The organism is Dyadobacter psychrophilus (assembly GCF_900167945.1).
Classification (GTDB): Bacteria; Bacteroidota; Bacteroidia; order Cytophagales; family Spirosomataceae; genus Dyadobacter; species Dyadobacter psychrophilus.
The window spans coordinates 218583-236707 of the sequence record NZ_FUZA01000007.1; the positions used below are offsets into that span (position 1 = coordinate 218583).

The 18125-nt window shown below is 47.4% G+C and carries 14 protein-coding genes; 6 read left to right on the plus strand and 8 right to left on the minus strand.

Annotated elements, in window-relative coordinates:
* Nucleotides 1–67: 67 nt before the first annotated feature.
* The 4 genes from B5X68_RS22750 to B5X68_RS28995 all read left to right on the plus strand — a co-directional run bounded on the left by B5X68_RS22750 (nt 68) and on the right by B5X68_RS28995 (nt 6322).
* The gene (locus B5X68_RS22750; RefSeq protein WP_082217060.1) at nt 68–3058 is read left to right on the plus strand and encodes a SusC/RagA family TonB-linked outer membrane protein; all 2991 of its coding nucleotides are present in this window, start codon (nt 68–70) and stop codon (nt 3056–3058) included.
* 23 nt (nt 3059–3081) lie between these two features.
* Nucleotides 3082–4665 (plus strand): RagB/SusD family nutrient uptake outer membrane protein, encoded by a 1584-nt coding sequence (locus tag B5X68_RS22755; RefSeq protein ID WP_082217061.1) that lies wholly within the window; start codon nt 3082–3084, stop codon nt 4663–4665.
* A gap of 84 nt (nt 4666–4749) precedes the next feature.
* Nucleotides 4750–6135: an aminopeptidase P family protein gene (locus tag B5X68_RS22760; protein ID WP_082217192.1), complete on the plus strand. Its 1386-nt coding sequence runs from the start codon at nt 4750–4752 to the stop codon at nt 6133–6135.
* A 37-nt stretch (nt 6136–6172) separates the two neighbouring features.
* Complete coding sequence (locus B5X68_RS28995; protein WP_170916709.1) at nt 6173–6322, plus strand: hypothetical protein; 150 nt, start codon at nt 6173–6175, stop codon at nt 6320–6322.
* Between the two features lie 44 nt (nt 6323–6366).
* Here the strand turns inward: B5X68_RS28995 and B5X68_RS22765 are convergent, their stop codons facing one another.
* Nucleotides 6367–6621, minus strand: coding sequence for a hypothetical protein (locus tag B5X68_RS22765; protein WP_082217062.1), 255 nt, complete (start codon nt 6619–6621; stop codon nt 6367–6369).
* 288 nt (nt 6622–6909) lie between these two features.
* Here B5X68_RS22765 and B5X68_RS22770 point away from each other — a divergent pair, with 288 nt between their 5' ends.
* Both B5X68_RS22770 and B5X68_RS29000 read left to right on the plus strand, forming a co-directional pair.
* Nucleotides 6910–7353 (plus strand): DUF6934 family protein, encoded by a 444-nt coding sequence (locus B5X68_RS22770; RefSeq protein WP_082217063.1) that lies wholly within the window; start codon nt 6910–6912, stop codon nt 7351–7353.
* A gap of 11 nt (nt 7354–7364) precedes the next feature.
* A complete protein-coding gene (locus B5X68_RS29000; RefSeq protein ID WP_170916710.1) occupies nt 7365–7517 on the plus strand; it encodes a hypothetical protein in 153 nt (50 codons plus the stop codon).
* A gap of 254 nt (nt 7518–7771) precedes the next feature.
* Here the strand turns inward: B5X68_RS29000 and B5X68_RS22775 are convergent, their stop codons facing one another.
* From B5X68_RS22775 to B5X68_RS22805, 7 genes are all read right to left on the minus strand, one after another.
* On the minus strand, nt 7772–9334 hold the full coding sequence (locus tag B5X68_RS22775; protein WP_229208530.1) for a M61 family metallopeptidase: 1563 nt from the start codon (nt 9332–9334) through the stop codon (nt 7772–7774).
* Between the two features lie 16 nt (nt 9335–9350).
* Nucleotides 9351–10901, minus strand: a complete 1551-nt coding sequence (locus B5X68_RS22780) for a M20/M25/M40 family metallo-hydrolase (protein ID WP_082217193.1) — start codon at nt 10899–10901, stop codon at nt 9351–9353.
* Between the two features lie 28 nt (nt 10902–10929).
* Nucleotides 10930–12357: an APC family permease gene (locus tag B5X68_RS22785; RefSeq protein ID WP_082217065.1), complete on the minus strand. Its 1428-nt coding sequence runs from the start codon at nt 12355–12357 to the stop codon at nt 10930–10932.
* Nucleotides 12358–12407: 50 nt separating this feature from the next.
* Nucleotides 12408–14195 carry a DUF885 family protein gene (locus tag B5X68_RS22790; protein ID WP_082217066.1) on the minus strand — a complete coding sequence of 596 codons (1788 nt, stop codon included), beginning with the start codon at nt 14193–14195 and terminating at the stop codon, nt 12408–12410.
* A gap of 157 nt (nt 14196–14352) precedes the next feature.
* Complete coding sequence (locus B5X68_RS22795) at nt 14353–15615, minus strand: NAD(P)/FAD-dependent oxidoreductase (RefSeq protein WP_082217067.1); 1263 nt, start codon at nt 15613–15615, stop codon at nt 14353–14355.
* 15 nt (nt 15616–15630) lie between these two features.
* Nucleotides 15631–16632 (minus strand): 4-hydroxyproline epimerase, encoded by a 1002-nt coding sequence (locus tag B5X68_RS22800; RefSeq protein WP_082217068.1) that lies wholly within the window; start codon nt 16630–16632, stop codon nt 15631–15633.
* Nucleotides 16632–18107 carry an aldehyde dehydrogenase (NADP(+)) gene (locus B5X68_RS22805; RefSeq protein WP_082217069.1) on the minus strand — a complete coding sequence of 492 codons (1476 nt, stop codon included), beginning with the start codon at nt 18105–18107 and terminating at the stop codon, nt 16632–16634. Before B5X68_RS22805 ends, B5X68_RS22800 begins: the two co-directional genes overlap by 1 nt.
* Nucleotides 18108–18125: the final 18 nt, after the last annotated feature.

Genomic DNA, 18125 nt, shown 5'->3' on the forward strand with positions numbered 1-18125 from the left:
CCCCGTCCAATAAAGAAGCCAAGTAACCCAGCTAACTAAAATTTTATCACCATCTAACTTTTGACACATGAATAAACAATTATCCAGACTTATTCAGGAAGTGGCCTGTTACCTGCTTTGCAGCGTAGCGATGCTGCTCGTCCTGCCGACCCATGCACAGGCAGCCGATCGCCAGATTACCGGAAAAGTGGTTTCAGCGGAAGACAAAAATCCACTCCCGGGTGTGACCATTATTGTAAAAGGAAATAACACTATAGGAACTGCAACGGACGCCGAAGGAAAATTCAAAATGACTGTTCCTGAGGATGCAACGCTGATTTTGAGCTACATTGGTTACACCAGCCAGGAAGTTGCGGTAGGCACCCAAAACGATTTCAACATTGAAATGGCGTCGGACCAGAAGCAGCTTACGGAAGTGGTCGTAATCGGTTACGGAACCCAGAAAAAGGGCGACATTACGAGTTCGGTTGCGAGCATTAAGCGCGAGGATTTTGTCAAAGGAACGGTTCGCGATGCTGCGCAATTGATCCAGGGAAAAGTGGCCGGCTTGCGAATCACAACGCCCAGCGGCTCGCCAACTTCCAACACCCAGATCAACCTTCGCGGGATCAACTCCATCAACGGAACGTCAAACCCGTTGATTTTAATCGACGGAATTCCCGGCGGTCTGAACACGGTTGCGCCGGAAGACATTGAATCTGTGGATGTTTTGAAAGATGGATCTGCGGCTGCGATTTACGGAACACGCGCAACAGGCGGTGTAATCCTCATCACAACCCGCAAGAACCGCGGCAATAACACGCGCTCGACGGTGGAATATTCCAATTACGTGAACATTCAAACCATTGCGCGCAGGCCGAAACTGCTTACCGGCGACGATTATCGTCAGAAAATCGGCGAAGGCATTGATTACACGGATTACGGTGGCAACACAGACTGGCTTGACGAAATCATGCAAAAACCTGTTAGCCATAACCATAACCTGACATTTTTCGGTGGAAACAGCACGACAAATTTCACGGGTTCTGTGAATTACAGGAACTGGGAAGGGATCTTTTTGAGATCTGGTCAAAACCGTTTTACAGGCCGCGCCGATCTGAACCACGCTATGTTTGATAATAAATTGAAAACGAACATTCAGATCATTAATCGCATTACGTCGTCCAACGGAGCCGTTTCGCCAGCTGATAATGATGCTGCTTACGGTTACGCTTACCGCCAGGCCATGATCCGCAACCCGACGGACAATGTGAGAACCGAAACGGGTGCATGGCAGGAAAGGGACGGTTACTTTTACGAAAATCCGGTTTCCCTTTTGAACGAATCCAACTATGAAGCGAAGTTTAAAGAAATGCGGATGAGCGGAAGTCTGGATTATGCGCCGATAACCGATTTGAATTTCAAATTATTGGTTTCTAATGTTCAAAACAGCAATCTGGAAGGTGGCTCGACAACATTCAACCACACGGCAACACGCCTTAGCAACCAAAATGCAACGGCATTCAGAAGCACGAGTGCAAACAACGAAAACCTACTGGAATTTACCGGAAATTATGCCAAATCATTTGGTAAGCACCGTTTTACATTGCTAGGCGGATACAGCTGGCAGGATGCGACTTATGAGGATTTCAGTGCAAGTAACTGGGATTTCCCAACGGATGCATACGATTGGAACAACCTCGGCGCGGGCGGTGCTTTGCAAAAAGGACAAGCAGGCATGTCGAGCACGAAGAACAAATGGCAGTTAGCCGGTTTCTTTGGCCGTTTGACTTACAGCATGGACGAGAAATATCTTTTCATGGCCAGCGTGCGTCGTGAAGGTTCTTCCCGTTTTGGGATTAACAATCAGTGGGGAACATTCCCTGCGGCTTCTGTGGGTTGGAGAATCAGCAAGGAGCGTTTTATGGAAGGGCTTTCGGGGGTTTCTGAAATTAAGTTGAGAGCGGGAATCGGTGTGACCGGAACCATTGCGGGTGATCCTTATTTGTCACAGATCAGCTACAATTTTACACGGACAGAAGGTGCATTTATCGGTGGAAAATGGGTTCCGGGTTTCGTGCCGGCGCGTAACTTCAACCCGGATCTGCGTTGGGAGAAAAAAGAAGAGGTTAATGCGGGTGTGGACTTTGGTTTCCTGAAAAACAGGATCAATGGTTCGCTGGATTTTTACAGCCGTAAAGTGAAGGATTTGCTTTACAATTTCCCCGTTCCCGTGCCTCCTTACCTGATCGGTTCAATGTTAATCAATGCAGGAACGATGAAAAACGAGGGCATGGAAGTGCTTTTGAACATTGTGCCTGTTCAGACTGCTAACTTCCAATGGAACACCGGATTCACCTATTCTACAAACCGGAACAAGCTCGTAAGTCTTTCCAACGACCAGTTTGAAGCGGATAATGACTTTTTTGACGCAGGTTACACCGGCGAACCGATCCAGGTTTCGACGCACCGCGTAAAAGTGGGCGAGCCGATCGGACGGTTTTTTGTCTGGAAAAGTGTAGGCATTGATGAAAAAGGCGCCTGGATGGTTGAAAACAAAGATGGCGAGGTGATTCCTATTGCTAATGCGACACCGGAAGACCGCCAGTATTATGGAAATGGAATTCCAAAGCACAATGTAGGCTGGAACAACTCGGTTCGTTACAAAAACTTTGACCTGGCTGTTAACATGCGCGGCGCGTTTGGATTCGACATTCTAAACTTCCAGAGCATGTTTTATAACAACACAAGAAACAAGGCTTATAATATGCTGAAAACGGCGTACGATCCGATCGACGGCAAAGTGCTTAATAATGAGCTTGTTTATGTTTCCAATTACATTGAAAAAGGCGATTACTGGAAAATTGACAACGTCACATTCGGCTATATGCTGCCTACTTTGAAAGGTTTGAAAAACGCCCGCATCTTCGTTTCGGGCCTTAACCTGGCGACGATCACCGCCTACACCGGCGTTGACCCGGAAGGCGTAGACATGACGGGTTTTGCCCCGGGAAGTGACCAGCGCGACAAATATCCGACGACCCGGACATTCACAGCAGGCCTTAGTGTAACATTCTGATCCACAGCAAACTTTTTGAAACAATGATTAATAAAAGTAAAATATGCATCGTCCTCGCATCCATGATGGGTGCGGCCACGCTCTACTCCTGCACCGACCTCGAAGAACAGGTTTATTCAGAAGTGTTGTCGAGCACTTACCAACCCACCGAAAAAGACCTTCCAGCGATCGTAGCGCCCGTTTATTCGTCCCTTCGCGGGTTAATGTTAGGCTGGCAGGGCTATTTTGACTTGCAGGAAGAAGCAGCCGACGCCATCGTAACGCCCGTCCGACCGAATGGCTGGGACGATGGCGGAACCTATCGCAGGATGCACCAGCACACCTGGACTTCCCTGCAATGGCAGCCCGAAAATGCATGGCAAAGCTCATTTCGCAGCATTACCACGGCAAACAGGGTTTTATCCCAAATTGCAGAAGGCGAAATCCCGTTGACCGCAGGCAAAGTGGAAGTGGAAGCCGAATTGAGAGCCGTGCGTGCATTGGCTTACTATCTTTTGCTGGACAACCACGGCAATGTGCCGATTGTAACTGATTTCAAGGATATTAATTTACCAAAGCAAAATACGCGCAAGGAAGTGTATGATTTTGTGGTAAAAGAGTTGCTTGAAGTGATGCCTAACCTGAGCGAAAATGCTTCGACAACTTACGGTCAGCTGAACCGCTGGGGCGCAAAAGCGCTTTTGGCAAAAATATATCTGAATGCGCAGGTTTACACCGGCACGCCGGAATGGGAAAAGGCCATTGCGCAAGCTGACGATGTGATCAAAAGCGGCAAATATGTGCTGGATGCCAATTATTCGGATGTTTTCACCTGGACCAATTTCAATTCCAAAGAGATCATTTTCGCGATTCCTTACGATGAAATTTACGGAACCGGCAACCAGATCCACATGAAAACGCTCGACCCATTGAGCCGCACCGTGTATCCGATGAATGCAGGTCCATGGGGCGGAAACTGCGCCGTGCCACAATTTATCGACACTTATGACGCCGAAGACAGCCGACTTGCAGACACCTGGGTAATGGGCCCGCAAAAGAACGCAACAACCGGCGCAGTGGTCATTACTTATTCCAAAACTGTCCCAAGCATTGAAAAAACGGCTTCAACAGACGGTTACCGGATTGGAAAATACAAAATCAAGCCGAACGCAACGGGCAGTCTGGACAACGATTTCCCATTGCTTCGCTATGCTGATGTGATGATGATTAAAGCGGAAGCGCTTTTGCGCACCGGCAAAGCCGCCGAAGCAGCAACCATCGTAACGGAAGTCCGCAAACGCGCATTCAAAGCCAACCCTGCAAAAGCAACCGTAACTGCGGCAGATTTGGCAAAAGGCAGTCGCTACAATTACGGTTACCAAGCCACAGACGGCACGATTACAGAGCGCCAGGGCGGAGACGATGTGAAATTCGGACGCTTTTTGGATGAGCTCGGCTGGGAATTCGCAGCAGAAGCCCACCGCCGCCAGGACTTGATACGGTTTGGTATATACGAAACCAAAAAATGGTTCAACCACCGCCCCAACGCCCAGCAACGCGCCCTGTTCCCGATCCCGCAAACGGAGCTGGACAAAAACACAAACCTGAAACAAAACCCAGGCTATTAACAAAAACTTTAAACAAGGTTAGGTAATAAGCTCCTGCTCCCGACTCTGTTGGTGAGCAGGATTTTTTTGTTTAACATTATGACCATGTTCTCAAAAGAAACCTACATACAACGCCGCCAGACTTTGAAACAGAAAGTGGGGAGCGGCCTGATTCTTCTGCTCGGCAATGATGAGTCGGGGATGAATTACAAGGATAATGTTTATCCATTTCGCCAGGATAGCACTTTTCTGTATTATTTCGGGCTGGACACGGCTTCGATCCATGCGGTTATTGACATTGATAATGATCAGGAAATCATTTTTGGCGATGAACTTACCATTGATGACATTGTCTGGACCGGTTACCAGGAGCCGCTTGTTGAAAAGGCTGCCAAAATTGGCGTTACGCAAGTGAAACCGCTTTCGGCACTTTCGGGCTATTTGCGTGACGTTCAGAACCGGAAACAGGAAGTGCATTTTCTGCCTCCTTACCGCGGCGAGCATACATTGCAGTTGCAGGAATGGCTCCACATTGCCCCTGCCGAAGCAACGCAACGCGCTTCCGTCAAGCTGATCAAAGCCATTGTTTCAATGCGTTCTTACAAATCGCCTGAGGAAATTGCCGAGATCGAAAAAGCCGTCAACACGTCCATTGACATGCATTTGGATTTTATCCGCACCACGCGCCCGGGCATGACGGAAAAAGCCATTGCAGGAAGATTACAAAGCATCGCCATCGCTCAAGGCGGCGACATCTCCTACCCGATCATCCTGACCGTGAACGGAGAAACACTGCACACACACGCCCGCGACCGCATCATCAGCGACGGCCAAATGGCACTATGCGACGCCGGAGCCGAAACCGCCATGCATTACTGCGGCGACCTCACGCGCACCATTCCGGCGGGAAAGCAATTCAGCAGCATTCAAAAAGAAATGTACGAAATCGTGCTCCATGCACAGCTTATAGCCATTGAAGCCTGCAAACCAGGCGTTTTGTTCAAAGACGTCCACGCATTAGCATCCACGAAATTACTGGAAGGCCTGAAATCAATAGGCATCATCAAAGGCGACCCGCAGGAAGCACTAGCAAATGACGTACACACGCTCGTTTTCCAATGCGGCCTCGGCCACATGATGGGCCTCGACGTCCACGACATGGAAAACCTCGGCGAACAATACGTAGGCTACACCGAAGATCTCATCAAAGCCACCGCCTTCGGCTGGAAATCCCTCCGCCTGGGCCGCGCCCTCGAAGCTGGCTTCGTAATTACCGTCGAGCCCGGGCTGTACTTTATTCCGACTTTAATTGACCGCTGGAAAGCTGAGAATAAGCTTTCTGATTTTATTGATTATGGGAAATTGGAGCAGTTCAGGGATTTTACGGGGATTAGGATGGAGGATAATTTGGTGATTACGAAAGGTGGGAATAGGGTGTTAGGGAAGGAATTGGTGAAGGATGTGAAAGGGATTGAGGCTTTGCGGGGGTGAGTATTTTTTTAATATCACTATCATAAAAATAGACACTATGAAAAAGACAAAGGGACCAGAAATCATTATAGACAACTCATTAAAAAAGTTTGAAGGGCGAAACCTTTTTCCTGAAAAGCTTAAAAAGGCAAACGACATTTTAGCACAAGCCGGAGTGCCGGATCTTAGTAAATTAAGGAAGAAATAAATATCAAAGAAAAGACGCATCTTCGAATGCGTCTTTTCTTTTGCCTAAGCTTCGCTCTTACAGCTTTTCCCATAATCCCCAATTTCCTTCAACAACCGCGTAAGCACCTCGCTCGTATCCAGTGCGAGCAACGCATACTTGCGGCTGAGGTTCCATTCATCCGTTGGTCGGAGATAATGTCGGAGCATTTCATTGAGCATCCGTTCGATTTCGATCAGGTCAACATCTTGATTTAGATAGTTGCTCAGCAGTTCTTCGGCTGCGCTTTGGTGGGATTCTTGGATTTTTGATGTGTGCATCTTACTCTTTATTGGACGTTTTGTGTTGCAAAAAACGGTGCCGCACTTGCCGTTGTCCAACCCGAGTAAGGCAATGGTGTTCAAACCATTACGGTAGTTACGACACCGTTCATTGGTGTACGCAGCATTATAAGTGCCGACGAATGTTGACGACGCATTAACAGCTTACTCGGGAAATTGGACGCTGTAAACTTACTTGGTTTGACGGAAAAAGCAAAAGTGAATACAACTTCGGGGAATATTCATTGTAATTGTTAGCTTTGTCGGGAATTTAAGAACACACTATAAATGAAGCATAACAAATATCTCAGCGAAGCTGATGACACCTTTTTAATATATCAATTTATTAGTGAGGGTCCCAAAGGCTTAGTCCGGAAAAGTGTTATTTTTTCAGATACCAATGTTGAAAACGTCTATAATCTTGCTTTTGGCGATTATGATCCGATGACTGATACTTTGGATGACCTTTCGAACACGAATAATGGCGACAGTAAAAAGGTCTTGGCTACGGTAGCAGCAACAATATACACTTTTACCGAAAAATATCCAGAAGCGTGGATTACGGCAACGGGAAGCACAAAAGCCAGAACACGCTTATACCAAATGGGCATAGCTAACAACCTGGCTGAAATTGTTAAGGATTTCGTTATATTTGGATACAACTGCAAGGGATATTGGGAACAATTTATCGTTGGCGAACAGTACGAAGTATATTTATTGACAAGAAAATAAACATACACATCATGAAAACAAGCGAATTTAAAAATTCTAAGGGAGTAACTGTCGTTGTGAACAAAGAGCTTAATAAGCTAAGAGGTAGAGAATTTTTTCCCGAAAAATTAAAAAAAGTTAACGAAATCTTAGCGAAATCAGGCCTGCCAAAGTTAGACCGCTGATAACTTCAATATGTCTAAATTGGCCACCTTAATGAGAAAGGATAGGAGCAATAAGAAATCCCGATTCCAAAAATCGTTTGGCGGGTTTGTGTCCCAGAAATCAGCCGATCAGATCATTACGGAAATCCGCAGCAGCCGATTATCAACTCGAGAAATAGAGCCATTCGACTAATCTATCAAGAGCTGTTTAATTATCCTTAACAATATCCGTCGAAACCCACCGCTACACGCCCTTGCTTCTACACGAAAAGCTGTTAGGGAAGTAAATCTGTTTTCTTCATTCCCCGACTCCAACTCTCAAAAACCGTTTTCTGCAAATTCGTAGGATTCGCCATCGGCGTAATGGTGAACAATTTCTCCGTCTTATCACTTCCCGCAACTTGCTTTGGTGCTGTGTCAATATCCAATCCGGCATAGGCAAAATACTTCTTATAATCCGGCTCGGCTGTTGTGTAAATGTAGGTAAATAGCTCGTCTAGCGGCTTCCCTGCTACTTTTGTGATCGTTTCACGGAGTTCGTTTTCGGTGAAGCCTCGTTTTTTGGATTTGTAAAAGTCTTTGTAGAGTTTTCGCATGACGTCGTCGAGGGACTTTTTGTTTTGGGTTTCGTGGCGGATGGCGAAGTCCAAGAGGAGGCCGACGATGGGGCCTTTGCGGTAAACGGAAATGGTTTGGTCGGCTCCTTCGCCGGTTCTGCCGAATGGGCCGTCGGACCAGGTTTGGGCACTGGCCTGGGACAGGGATTGGTGCAGGCGGCCGGGTTTGTTTTCTACTTCGGCAATGTGGCTTCTGTATGATTCCAGTATTTTTTCGGTGGTGATGAGTTCCGCTTCTTTCATGATAATGGGCTCATAATAAACCGTTAAACCTTCCGAAACCCAGAGCATATTGGTGCGACTTCCGTTTTCATAATCAAATGGGCCAAGCTCTATCGGACGGATTCTTTTTACGTTATAATGATGGAAATATTCGTGGGTTATAAAACCCAACATGCCTTCCCATCCGCGGGAATTCAACTGATCTCCACTGAAACTGATCGTGGTGGAATTCAAATGTTCGATGCCGCCCTGTCCAGGCCCGATGGCGATGAATGTGTAATGTTTGTAAGGAATATCGCCGATTAATGCGGAGGCCTTTTCGCCAATTTTCTTAATGTCGGTCATGAATTTGACTTTATCAAACTCACCCAACTTATAACCAATAAACCGGTGCGGAATGCCTTTCACTTTGAATGGAGGCAGTTCTTCGAGGTTTCCGATAAGGAACGGGCTGTCGTATAGAATGTCAAAATCCGGTGCGGAATAGGTGAACTGCTTTTTAGGAATAGAATCCAGGCCAGTTGCAACATTGTGCCAATCCTTGTAGGGAATGATCGCCACTTCTGCCCGCGTATTGATCTTTTGATCCGGATACATGAACATGCTCGCAGGCGTAATGTAGGCATGTGCGCTGTCGAGATAGCTGGTGGCGACGAAGTTCCGGGTGGTTTTTACGTCGTAATCGATGGTTAATGCGCCTGCTTTTTTGGTGTAAATCACCCAGCCCGTTTTGCCTGAACGCTTCCAGTCTATGGAATTACCGTTGGAATCTTTGACTTTAAACTCATTGACATTAGATGCGTAATCCATTAATCGATAATAGCCTGGCGTCCAATCTGGCAATTTTAAAACCAGACTATCGGCCTTTTCGGGCTCGTAGTTTAATGTTACGTGGAACGTTTGGCTGGATGGATTTCCCATGGACACCGCGTATTTCATCGGCTTTTGGGCAAAAGCGAGGCTGGTTGCTACTGTGAGATAGCAGATTAGTAATTTCATCGGTGATTTCATAAGGTTATTTTCCTGCGGAGGCGGCTGGCCTTGGCTGGGGCAATTCTTTTCTTGGAATCTTCTGATCCAGTTGCGCTGTGTTATAAACGAAACTGGCAACCACTACGGCCATTTGCTTCAAATCATCCATAACCAGGCGCTCGTACGTATCCATATTGGTATGGTGCGTGCGCGTTCCGTATTCGATGCCGTCCTGAATAAACTGAAAACCGGGTAACCCCAGCACGTCAAATGCAAGGTGATCTGTACCGCCGGTGATCCGGGATGTGATGGTAGGGTGGTCGATGATGTCGCTGAATGGAGCGAACCATTTTTCAAAAAGCGCCCGCGGCCCCTCGTTTTCCTGCAGGTAAATGCCGCGGATGCGTCCGGTGCCGTTGTCAATGTTATAGTAAGCCGACAATTTTTCGTGCGCAGGCAGTAATTTCATGGTTTGGTAGTCGCCAAAAGTGTTTTTGGTATAATTCCTCGATCCGTGCAAGCCTTGCTCCTCTCCCGACCAAAGCGCAATGCGAATGGTTCGCCTGGGTTTCAGACCCGCTGCCTGCAAAATCCTTACCGCTTCCAACATCACTGTACAACCCGCCGCATTGTCGGTCGCCCCGGTTGCGCTGTGCCATGAATCCAGGTGACCACCGAGCATCACCACTTCGTCTTTCAGCTTTGGATCGGTGCCGGGAATTTCGGCTATTACATTACCGGTCGTGAGTTTTTGGTCAAAAAAAGAAGTTTGCGACTCCGCTTCCAATGTAACCGGGATGCCGCTTTCCACAAGCCGGGCAACCAAGCCGGCGTGTTCCGGGGCCATCTCGAAAGCTGGCCCTGCCAAGGGGGCGTCTTTTTTATAGGATACACCATTGCTCGTGAAAAATGTGCCATGCTTGCCAGCGCGTCCTGCAAGTTCGAGACTAATTTTCTGCGCTTTCATCATACTATCCACCCGGCTCCTAAAACTCCTTGCGTTTTGAATGCTGTTGGCACGCTGAGGTGTAAAGTTGCTTTGGCCAAATGGCTGTGAATTCGTCATTTTATCCAAATCCTCCGTCGTATAACGCACGGCATCAGGCTTGAATGTCGGGTTGGTATCGGCGTTCCCTTTTACCAAAATAATCTTTCCTGTTAGCTTTCCGTCTGCATACTTTGCGAGATCTTCTTCATTCTGAATGTTGACGACCACAACCTCACCTTTAATCGGCCCTGCTGTCCCGGACGTCCAGGCTTTCGGAATAGCTATAAATGGCATATAATAAGGCTTGGTCATCGCCAGATAGCTTTTTTCGACCTGCCAGCCTTTTCCAAATTCGCCCCAATCTTCAATGCGCGCGTTTTGCAAACCCCACTTTTTCAGCTCGCTTACGGACCATTCGGCAGCTCTCTGGAAGCCGGGTGAATTGGTAAGGCGCGGGCCAGAAACGTCCGTTAGTTGATGGGCGATTTCCTTCACCTTAGAATTTTCCATTCCTTCCTTGCGGATTTTGGCGAGGGCAGTTTGGTCAATCTCCTGCGCAAACAAGAGCCCTGGACAAAACAGAAGTGAATAAAGTGCAGTTTTCATCAGTGTCATGAATAAGAGTGAATGGCAATTATGCTTTGATTTCTTTTCTTGCAATAATATAGTAAACCGGAATCCCCAGCAGCACAATGATCAATCCTGGCCAGGTGTATTCGGGCTTGTAAATAATGAGCAGAATGCAGAATGCTAACCCCATTATAATGTAAATGATCGGCAGAAATGGATAGCCAAATGCTTTGTAAGGTCTGTCGGCATCAGGTCTTTTTTTCCTTAGAATGAAAATCCCAACAATGGTTAGCATGTAAAACACAACCACTACAAACGATATCATATCCAGCAGGTTACCATATTTCCCGCTCAGGGCCCAGAGCGATGCGATTACGCATTGGATCCAAAGACCGAATTCTGGAACGGAGTTCTTATTAAGCTGCCCTACTTTGCTGAAAAACAGACCGTCTTTTGCCATTGAATAGTAAACCCGCGCGCCTGACATAATCAGACCATTGTTACAGCCGAATGTTGAAATCATGATCATAACCGCAATAATGATCGTTCCGGAAGTGCCGAAAATGACGTGGGAAGCGGTTACAGCTACGCGGTCTTTGTCCGAAGCTGCGATTTCCTGCAAGGATAGCACGCCAGTGTACATGACGTTGGTTAGCAAATAAATCACTGTCACAATGATGGTTCCCAGCGCAAGGCTTAGTCCAATGTTGCGCTGCGGATTTTTGATTTCTCCTGCTATGAAAGTTACATTATTCCAGGAATCACTGCTGAAAATGGAGCCCACCATGGATGCGGCGATGGCTCCGAAGGCGGCAATAGTCGTGTAAGAAGCAATGCTTCCGTCTACATTTAATTTGTGCATGTCCCACATTGTGGCCGAGTCCCAGTTCGCGGCCCAGATCTCCGGTTTCATAAATAGTAAGCCGAAAACGATCAATCCCAATAAGCTCAAAAGCTTGGTTAATGTGAATGTAGTCTGGATAATTTTGCCACTGTTGACGCCGCGTGTATTGATGAACGTTAACAGCACAATGACGACAATGGACAGTAACTGGGCGGGTGTTATTTGTAAAAATCCGAGATCGAGCGCGACAATATCTTCGCTGAATTGAGGCAATAAATAGGCTGTGAATTTGGCAAACGCCACGGCAACGGCTGCGATGGTGGCTGTTTGGATTACGGTGAAAAAGCTCCAACCATACAGGAAGCTGATCAGCGGATTGTAGGCTTCTTTAAGATAAATATACTGGCCGCCTGCTTTGGGGAACATCGCGCTCAGCTCACCGTAACTGAGTGCAGCCGTAAGCGTCATAAAACCGGTGATTAACCACACAAACATGAGCCAGCCGACGCTCCCGGTGTTGCGCGTAATGTCCGCGCTGACAATGAAAATTCCCGATCCGATCATACTGCCGGCAACAAGCATGGTTGCGTCTACAAGACCTAATGAGGGTTTAAATGCGGTTTTTTCCGGGGCGGATTCTACTGACATAAAAGATTTTTGGGTTAGAAAAGGCAGGTTTCAAGTCTTAAAGTACGCTTTTATTTGAAACTATAAAATTTCCACTTTGTTTTGAAGTCGCGCGTAACGGGCTGGTTGATCAATGTGGCCCTTACCATCTCAATAGGCATATTATTTTCCTTCATAATGGCGTCGTGGAAATCTTTGTATGTCATTTTTCCGCTGTCGACCAGTTCGTTTTTCAGGCTCAGGATCTGCAAGCCGCCGATGAGATAAGCCACCTGGTAAAGCGGACTGTAACTGCCTTCGAACGAGCGGCGCACTTCGCCTTCTGCATTCGCGCGTTCGTGACCGACCCTATCGACCAGAAAATCAATGCATTGCTGCGGGCCCCATTTGCCCAAATGATAATTGAGTGAGAAAATAATCCTTGCGCAACGGTGCATCCGCCAGAATAACATGCCGATCCGCTCCTCAGGGGTTTTGGCAAAACCTTTGTCATACAGCAGCAATTCCCAGTAAAGCGACCAGCCTTCCGTCCAAAACGGCGTCCTGAATTCACTCCGGTAAGCCTTGTAACGGCTGTTCATATAATATTGCAAATGATGCCCCGGCACAAGCTCGTGATGAACCGTCGCCCGGGAAAAATAAGGATTGTTTCCACGCATACTCATGAGCTTGTCCTCGTGCTGCATGGTGTTGGTGGGATAGGAAATGATAATGTCGCGTCCGCCCAGGAAGAATGGGTTAATGAGCTGGCGTTCAGGCGTCATCATTTGCATTCCCCAGGTTTCGTCGGCGATTTCTGGATAATCGATCAGGTTGTTGGCGGTGATGAATGTTTTGGCGTCGTCATAGAGTTTCAGGATCAATTCGGGCTGGGTTCCGGCTTTTACGTAGCTGTTTTTGACCTTTTCCTGCGCCTTTTTCCAATCATTTCCGAAACCCATTTCTTGTGATGCTTTCAGCAATTCCTTGTCACACCAGGCAAATTCTTTGTTGGCCAATTCAATCAATTCATCCGGCGTATAACTGATCATTTCTGCATCCAGCTGGCGGATCAGCTCGTCGCGGCCGATGGGAACGCCCTTAATGCCGCTGTTATCGTCCTTTTGCGTCGTGGTTAGCTTGCCTTTGCTTTTTATTGTTTTGGAATAAGCATTCAAAGCGCTGTCCAATGCCTCGTAAGGCTCTGGAACCCACCACGAAAACATCGGATCATAACCTTTGTAAAAATCGTAAGTGCTCTTTAACCTGGATTTTAATCCAGTTACCGCCTCTTCGCCGCGTTCTGCCAGCGGCATTTCAATGCTTTCTGTTTTTTTGAATGCGTCGGAGGCTGTTTTTACTTCTTTTAAAATATCATTCAGCTGACCTGCAACTGCTTGTCCGTCAATGGTTGCGCCGCGTCGTCGGCCTTTTTCCAATGCGTATATTTTGTCAGCAAAAGGGAAATAGGTTTTCACCGCATTGTATTCTTTTTCCTCTTTGGATAATGTTAGCAAATCATCCTCAATGCTTCTTTTGAGCAAAATATAATCCACCTTTCCATAAATGCTCATGGCATTGAAATCCAGCTTGGCGAGCTTATCCAGATAACTTTGGTCCACTTCGCGAAGTCGCTTCCGCTGTTCGGGTGAATTCAGGACACTGCTAGGCGCGCCGAAACCACCTCTTCCGCGCTCCATAGGCGAGTAAAAAGAGCGGATCGCACGCGTATCCTGGCCGTATTGAATGATGAGACCGGCTGTTTCGCTGGTTTGTTCGTAGAGGTTAAATTTGCTTTGGGCAAGAGCTTTTGGAATAAAAATCGCTGCGCTTATCAGGAAAATAAGGCACAAGAAAGTTCTGTGGTTGAAAAGTTTCATCCAGGTCTGATTAAGGTTTATACTTCGACTGCGCTCAGTATGACATTGCTTTGCCCCCCGGCGGCCCGGTTCGCTTAGTATGACATATCGACTTCGCTCAATGGGACAATTGTGTGTGAAGTCTCTTATTAAAAGAAAAAACCCGGACAGTTCCGGGTTAGTTATATCGTTCAGGATTGTAAAGTTTGATGTCGGCCGACAATGCAGATTCATTGGCCAGTTCCGCCACCATTTTGCCAGTTGCCGGTCCGAGACTTATGCCCATCATGCCATGACCACCGGCGACGATGAGGTTTTTCAGTTTTTTGCTGTAACCCAGATAAGGCAGCCCATCTGGAGAACATGGCCGGAATCCATACCAGATCCGTTCCTTGCCCGGAACAGCCACATTCAGCTCCGGATAATATTGCGGAATGGAGTTTACGATCCCTTCCACGCGGTTCATATTAATGTTGTCATTCACCGCAGCAAGCTCCATCGTGCCGCCAAATCGCACCTGTCCATTCATAGGCGTAACCGCAACGCGGGCTTCGATCAGCAATGCAGGATGTTCGATTTTATGCTCAGCATTTGGCTCCATGAAGGAATAACCTTTTCCAGGCATGACGGGAATCGACAAACCGGCCAGTTTAGAAAGCTCGGGAAGCCAGGTTCCGCCGGTCATGATGACCAGGTCGCCTTCCACCGTTTTGGTTTCGGTTTGTACGCCTTTTATTTCTCCATTTTTTATATCAAAACCCTTAACCTTCGCATTCAAAATCAACTCAGCGCCTTGGGATTTGATGTATCTTAAAAGCTGCGAAAACAATGCGGTTGGATATAAATGTGCGTCGCAATGGTAATGCACTGCGCCTATCACGTCCAGCTGAATGTTCGGTTCGATGGCCTGAACTTGCTCCTTAGTAAGCATTTCAATGTCCAAACCGAGTTTTTGACCGTCTTTGGCAACATGGATTTCTTCTTCTCCCGCTTTCTCGGTTTTGTAAAGCATGAGAATGCCTTTTTCTTCGAGACCGAAATCAAAACCTTCTTCTTTGGCCAGATCTTCGTAAAGCTGCTTGCTCAGCAAATGATAATCACGCAAATGAGGCGCGGCGCGTTCCACATTGGCAGGCGTGGCGCTTTTCATAAATTTCAAACCCCATGAAATCAGTGACCAGTCGAGCGAAGGTTTTACGTAAAACGGACTGCGGCTGTCGAACATCCATTTGATGCCTTTGGAGATCATGCCAGGAGCAGCCAGCGGAATAAAATGACTTGGAACGATCATTCCAGCATTGCCTTGCGAGCAATTATCCGCCAGATCGCCCTTATCGATCAACGTCACTTTCCAGCCACTTTTTAACAAATAGTAAGCCGAAGTCAACCCCATAATCCCGCCGCCGATTATCGTGGCTTTTCCCTTGTTCGTCACATCCATATTGATAAAACTGCCCTAAATAACCTGGAATCCAAATGCATATGGATCTTCCTCGTCGTCGATGATGATTGTATTGTAACCCGTCACAACCGCCCAGCCTTCAATGCCGGGGATGATCGCGGGCTTATCTCCTATGGTCACTTCGTCTTCAACGGTTCCGGTGAATTTGGAACCGATAATGCTTTCGTGAATGAATTTGTCGCCTTTTTTGAGTTTTCCTTTGGCATGCCATTGTGCCATCCGCGCCGAAGTTCCGGTGCCGCAGGGTGATCTGTCAATGGCTTTATCTCCGTAGAAAACTGCATTGCGGGCAGTGGCAGTCTCGTCTAAAACAGCCCCTGCCCAAAGAAAATGGCTTAATCCGTTGATATGCTCGTTTTCCGGATGGACGAATTTATATTTCTCATTCATCCGCTGGCGGCAAACGCGGCTCCAACTAATCAGCTGATCGGCCGTATAATGTTCGATTCCTTTGAAGTTTTCCTGCGGATCCACGATGGCGTAAAAGTTGCCGCCGTAAGAAACATCCACTTTCAATGTGCCCAATTCAGGACATTCCACTTCAAGGTTTTCGGCTGCCAAAAATGATTTTATATTGATCAATTTAACAGATTTCACCCTTTTGCCTTCCTGCACATATTCTACCAAAACCAAACCGGCCGGCGTTTCCAGGCGCAGCTTACCGGGCACTTTTGGAATTACTAACCCTTCCTGAATGGCAATGGTGACAGTTCCTATGGTCCCGTGGCCGCACATCGGGAGGCAGCCGCTGGTTTCAATGTAAAGCACGCCAATGTCATTTGCGGGATCAACGGGCGGATACAGAATGCTTCCGCTCATCATATCGTGGCCGCGTGGCTCGAACATTAACCCTTTTCTGATCCAGTCAAATTCTTTCAAAAAGTGAAGTCTGCGCTCCATCATGCTATTGCCCTGCAAAAGCGGGCCGCCACCGGCCACCACACGAACGGGATTCCCGCAAGTGTGCGCGTCGATGCAGAAAAACGTTTTTCTCATTACAAAGCCTCCTTCGTTAGCTCATTATTAACCGTCCGCCAGATTCCGAGCGGATTGGCATTTCTTAATTCTTCAGGTAAAAACTCATCCGGCCAGTTCTGGAAGCTCATCGGGCGCACAAAACGCTTGATCGCGTCCGAGCCTACGGATGTAAACTGACTGTTGCTTGATGACGGAAACGGTCCGCCGTGGTGCATGGATTTGCAAACTTCTACGCCGGTTGGGAAGTTGTTGAAAAGAATCCGGCCGCATTTGTCGGTTACCAATCCGATCAGCTCTTCATTTTCAGCCAAATCCTCGTTCGTTGCCAGCAATGTGGCTGTTAATTGTCCGTGCAGCTTTCCACCGACAGAAATTACTTCATCAATGTTCTCACATTTGATAATCAATGCGAACGGGCCGAAAACTTCTTCCTGCAATGCATCATTGTTCAGGAATGTTTGCGCGCTTACCGTGGCAACCGTCGCGCCGCCTTGTCCTTCCAAAACTTCCGTTTCGGTTACAGCAAGGATCTCAACGCCAGGTTGTGTCGTCAGTTTTTTGCATCCTTTTTCATAGCTTTCAGCAATGCCTGCGTGAAGCATATGGGAAGGGGCAATCTTTATAATTTCTTCTTCCAATGCATTTTCAAATGTTTCCAATGCAGGACTTTCAACGGCAATTACAATGCCCGGATTGGTGCAAAACTGACCTACGCCCAATGTTAGTGAACCCGCATATTGCTTCGCCAATTCAGCCGCCGAAGCTTCCAATTTATTTGGCAATAAAAACACAGGATTAACGCTGCCCATCTCGGCAAAAACCGGAATTGGATCAGGCCTTTTTGCAGAAATCTCAGCCAATGCAGTTCCAGCGCGGTAAGAACCTGTAAAACCAACCGCCTTGATGATCGGGTGGCTTACCAGAAACTGTGATTCCTCATTGGTTTCGAAATAAACATGCGAAAAAGTGCCTTCCGGGAAACCGCTTTTCTTAACGCCCCTCGCGATGGCCTCAGCCATGATCCACGAAGTTTCAGGATGGCCGGGATGCGCTTTCACCACGACCGGACAACCGGCCGCAATGGCACTCGCCGTGTCACCGCCCGCCGTTGAAAACGCAAACGGAAAATTGCTCGCACCAAAAACAGCAACGGGTCCTAATGCAATGCTCGTTTTACGAATATCAGGCTTAGGAGGCGTCCTTTCGGCATTTGCCGTGTCAATGCTGGCGTCGAGCGGAGCACCTTTTTCCAATGCATCGGCATAGCTTCTCCATTGAAAGATAGTCCGTGCTTTTTCGCCTGTTAAGCGTGCTTCGGGCAGGTTTGACTCTGCTTTTGCGGTTGCAATGAGCTCAGGACCAATGGCTTCAATCTCGTCTGCAATCGTCCGCATTAATGCCACGCGCTGCTGGATCGAATGTTTTTTTATGATCACAAAAGCCTCAAGAGATTTTTGCAAAATGGCTTCCAGTTGTTCTTTTGAAGTTGTCATGGGCTGGTTAGGATAATT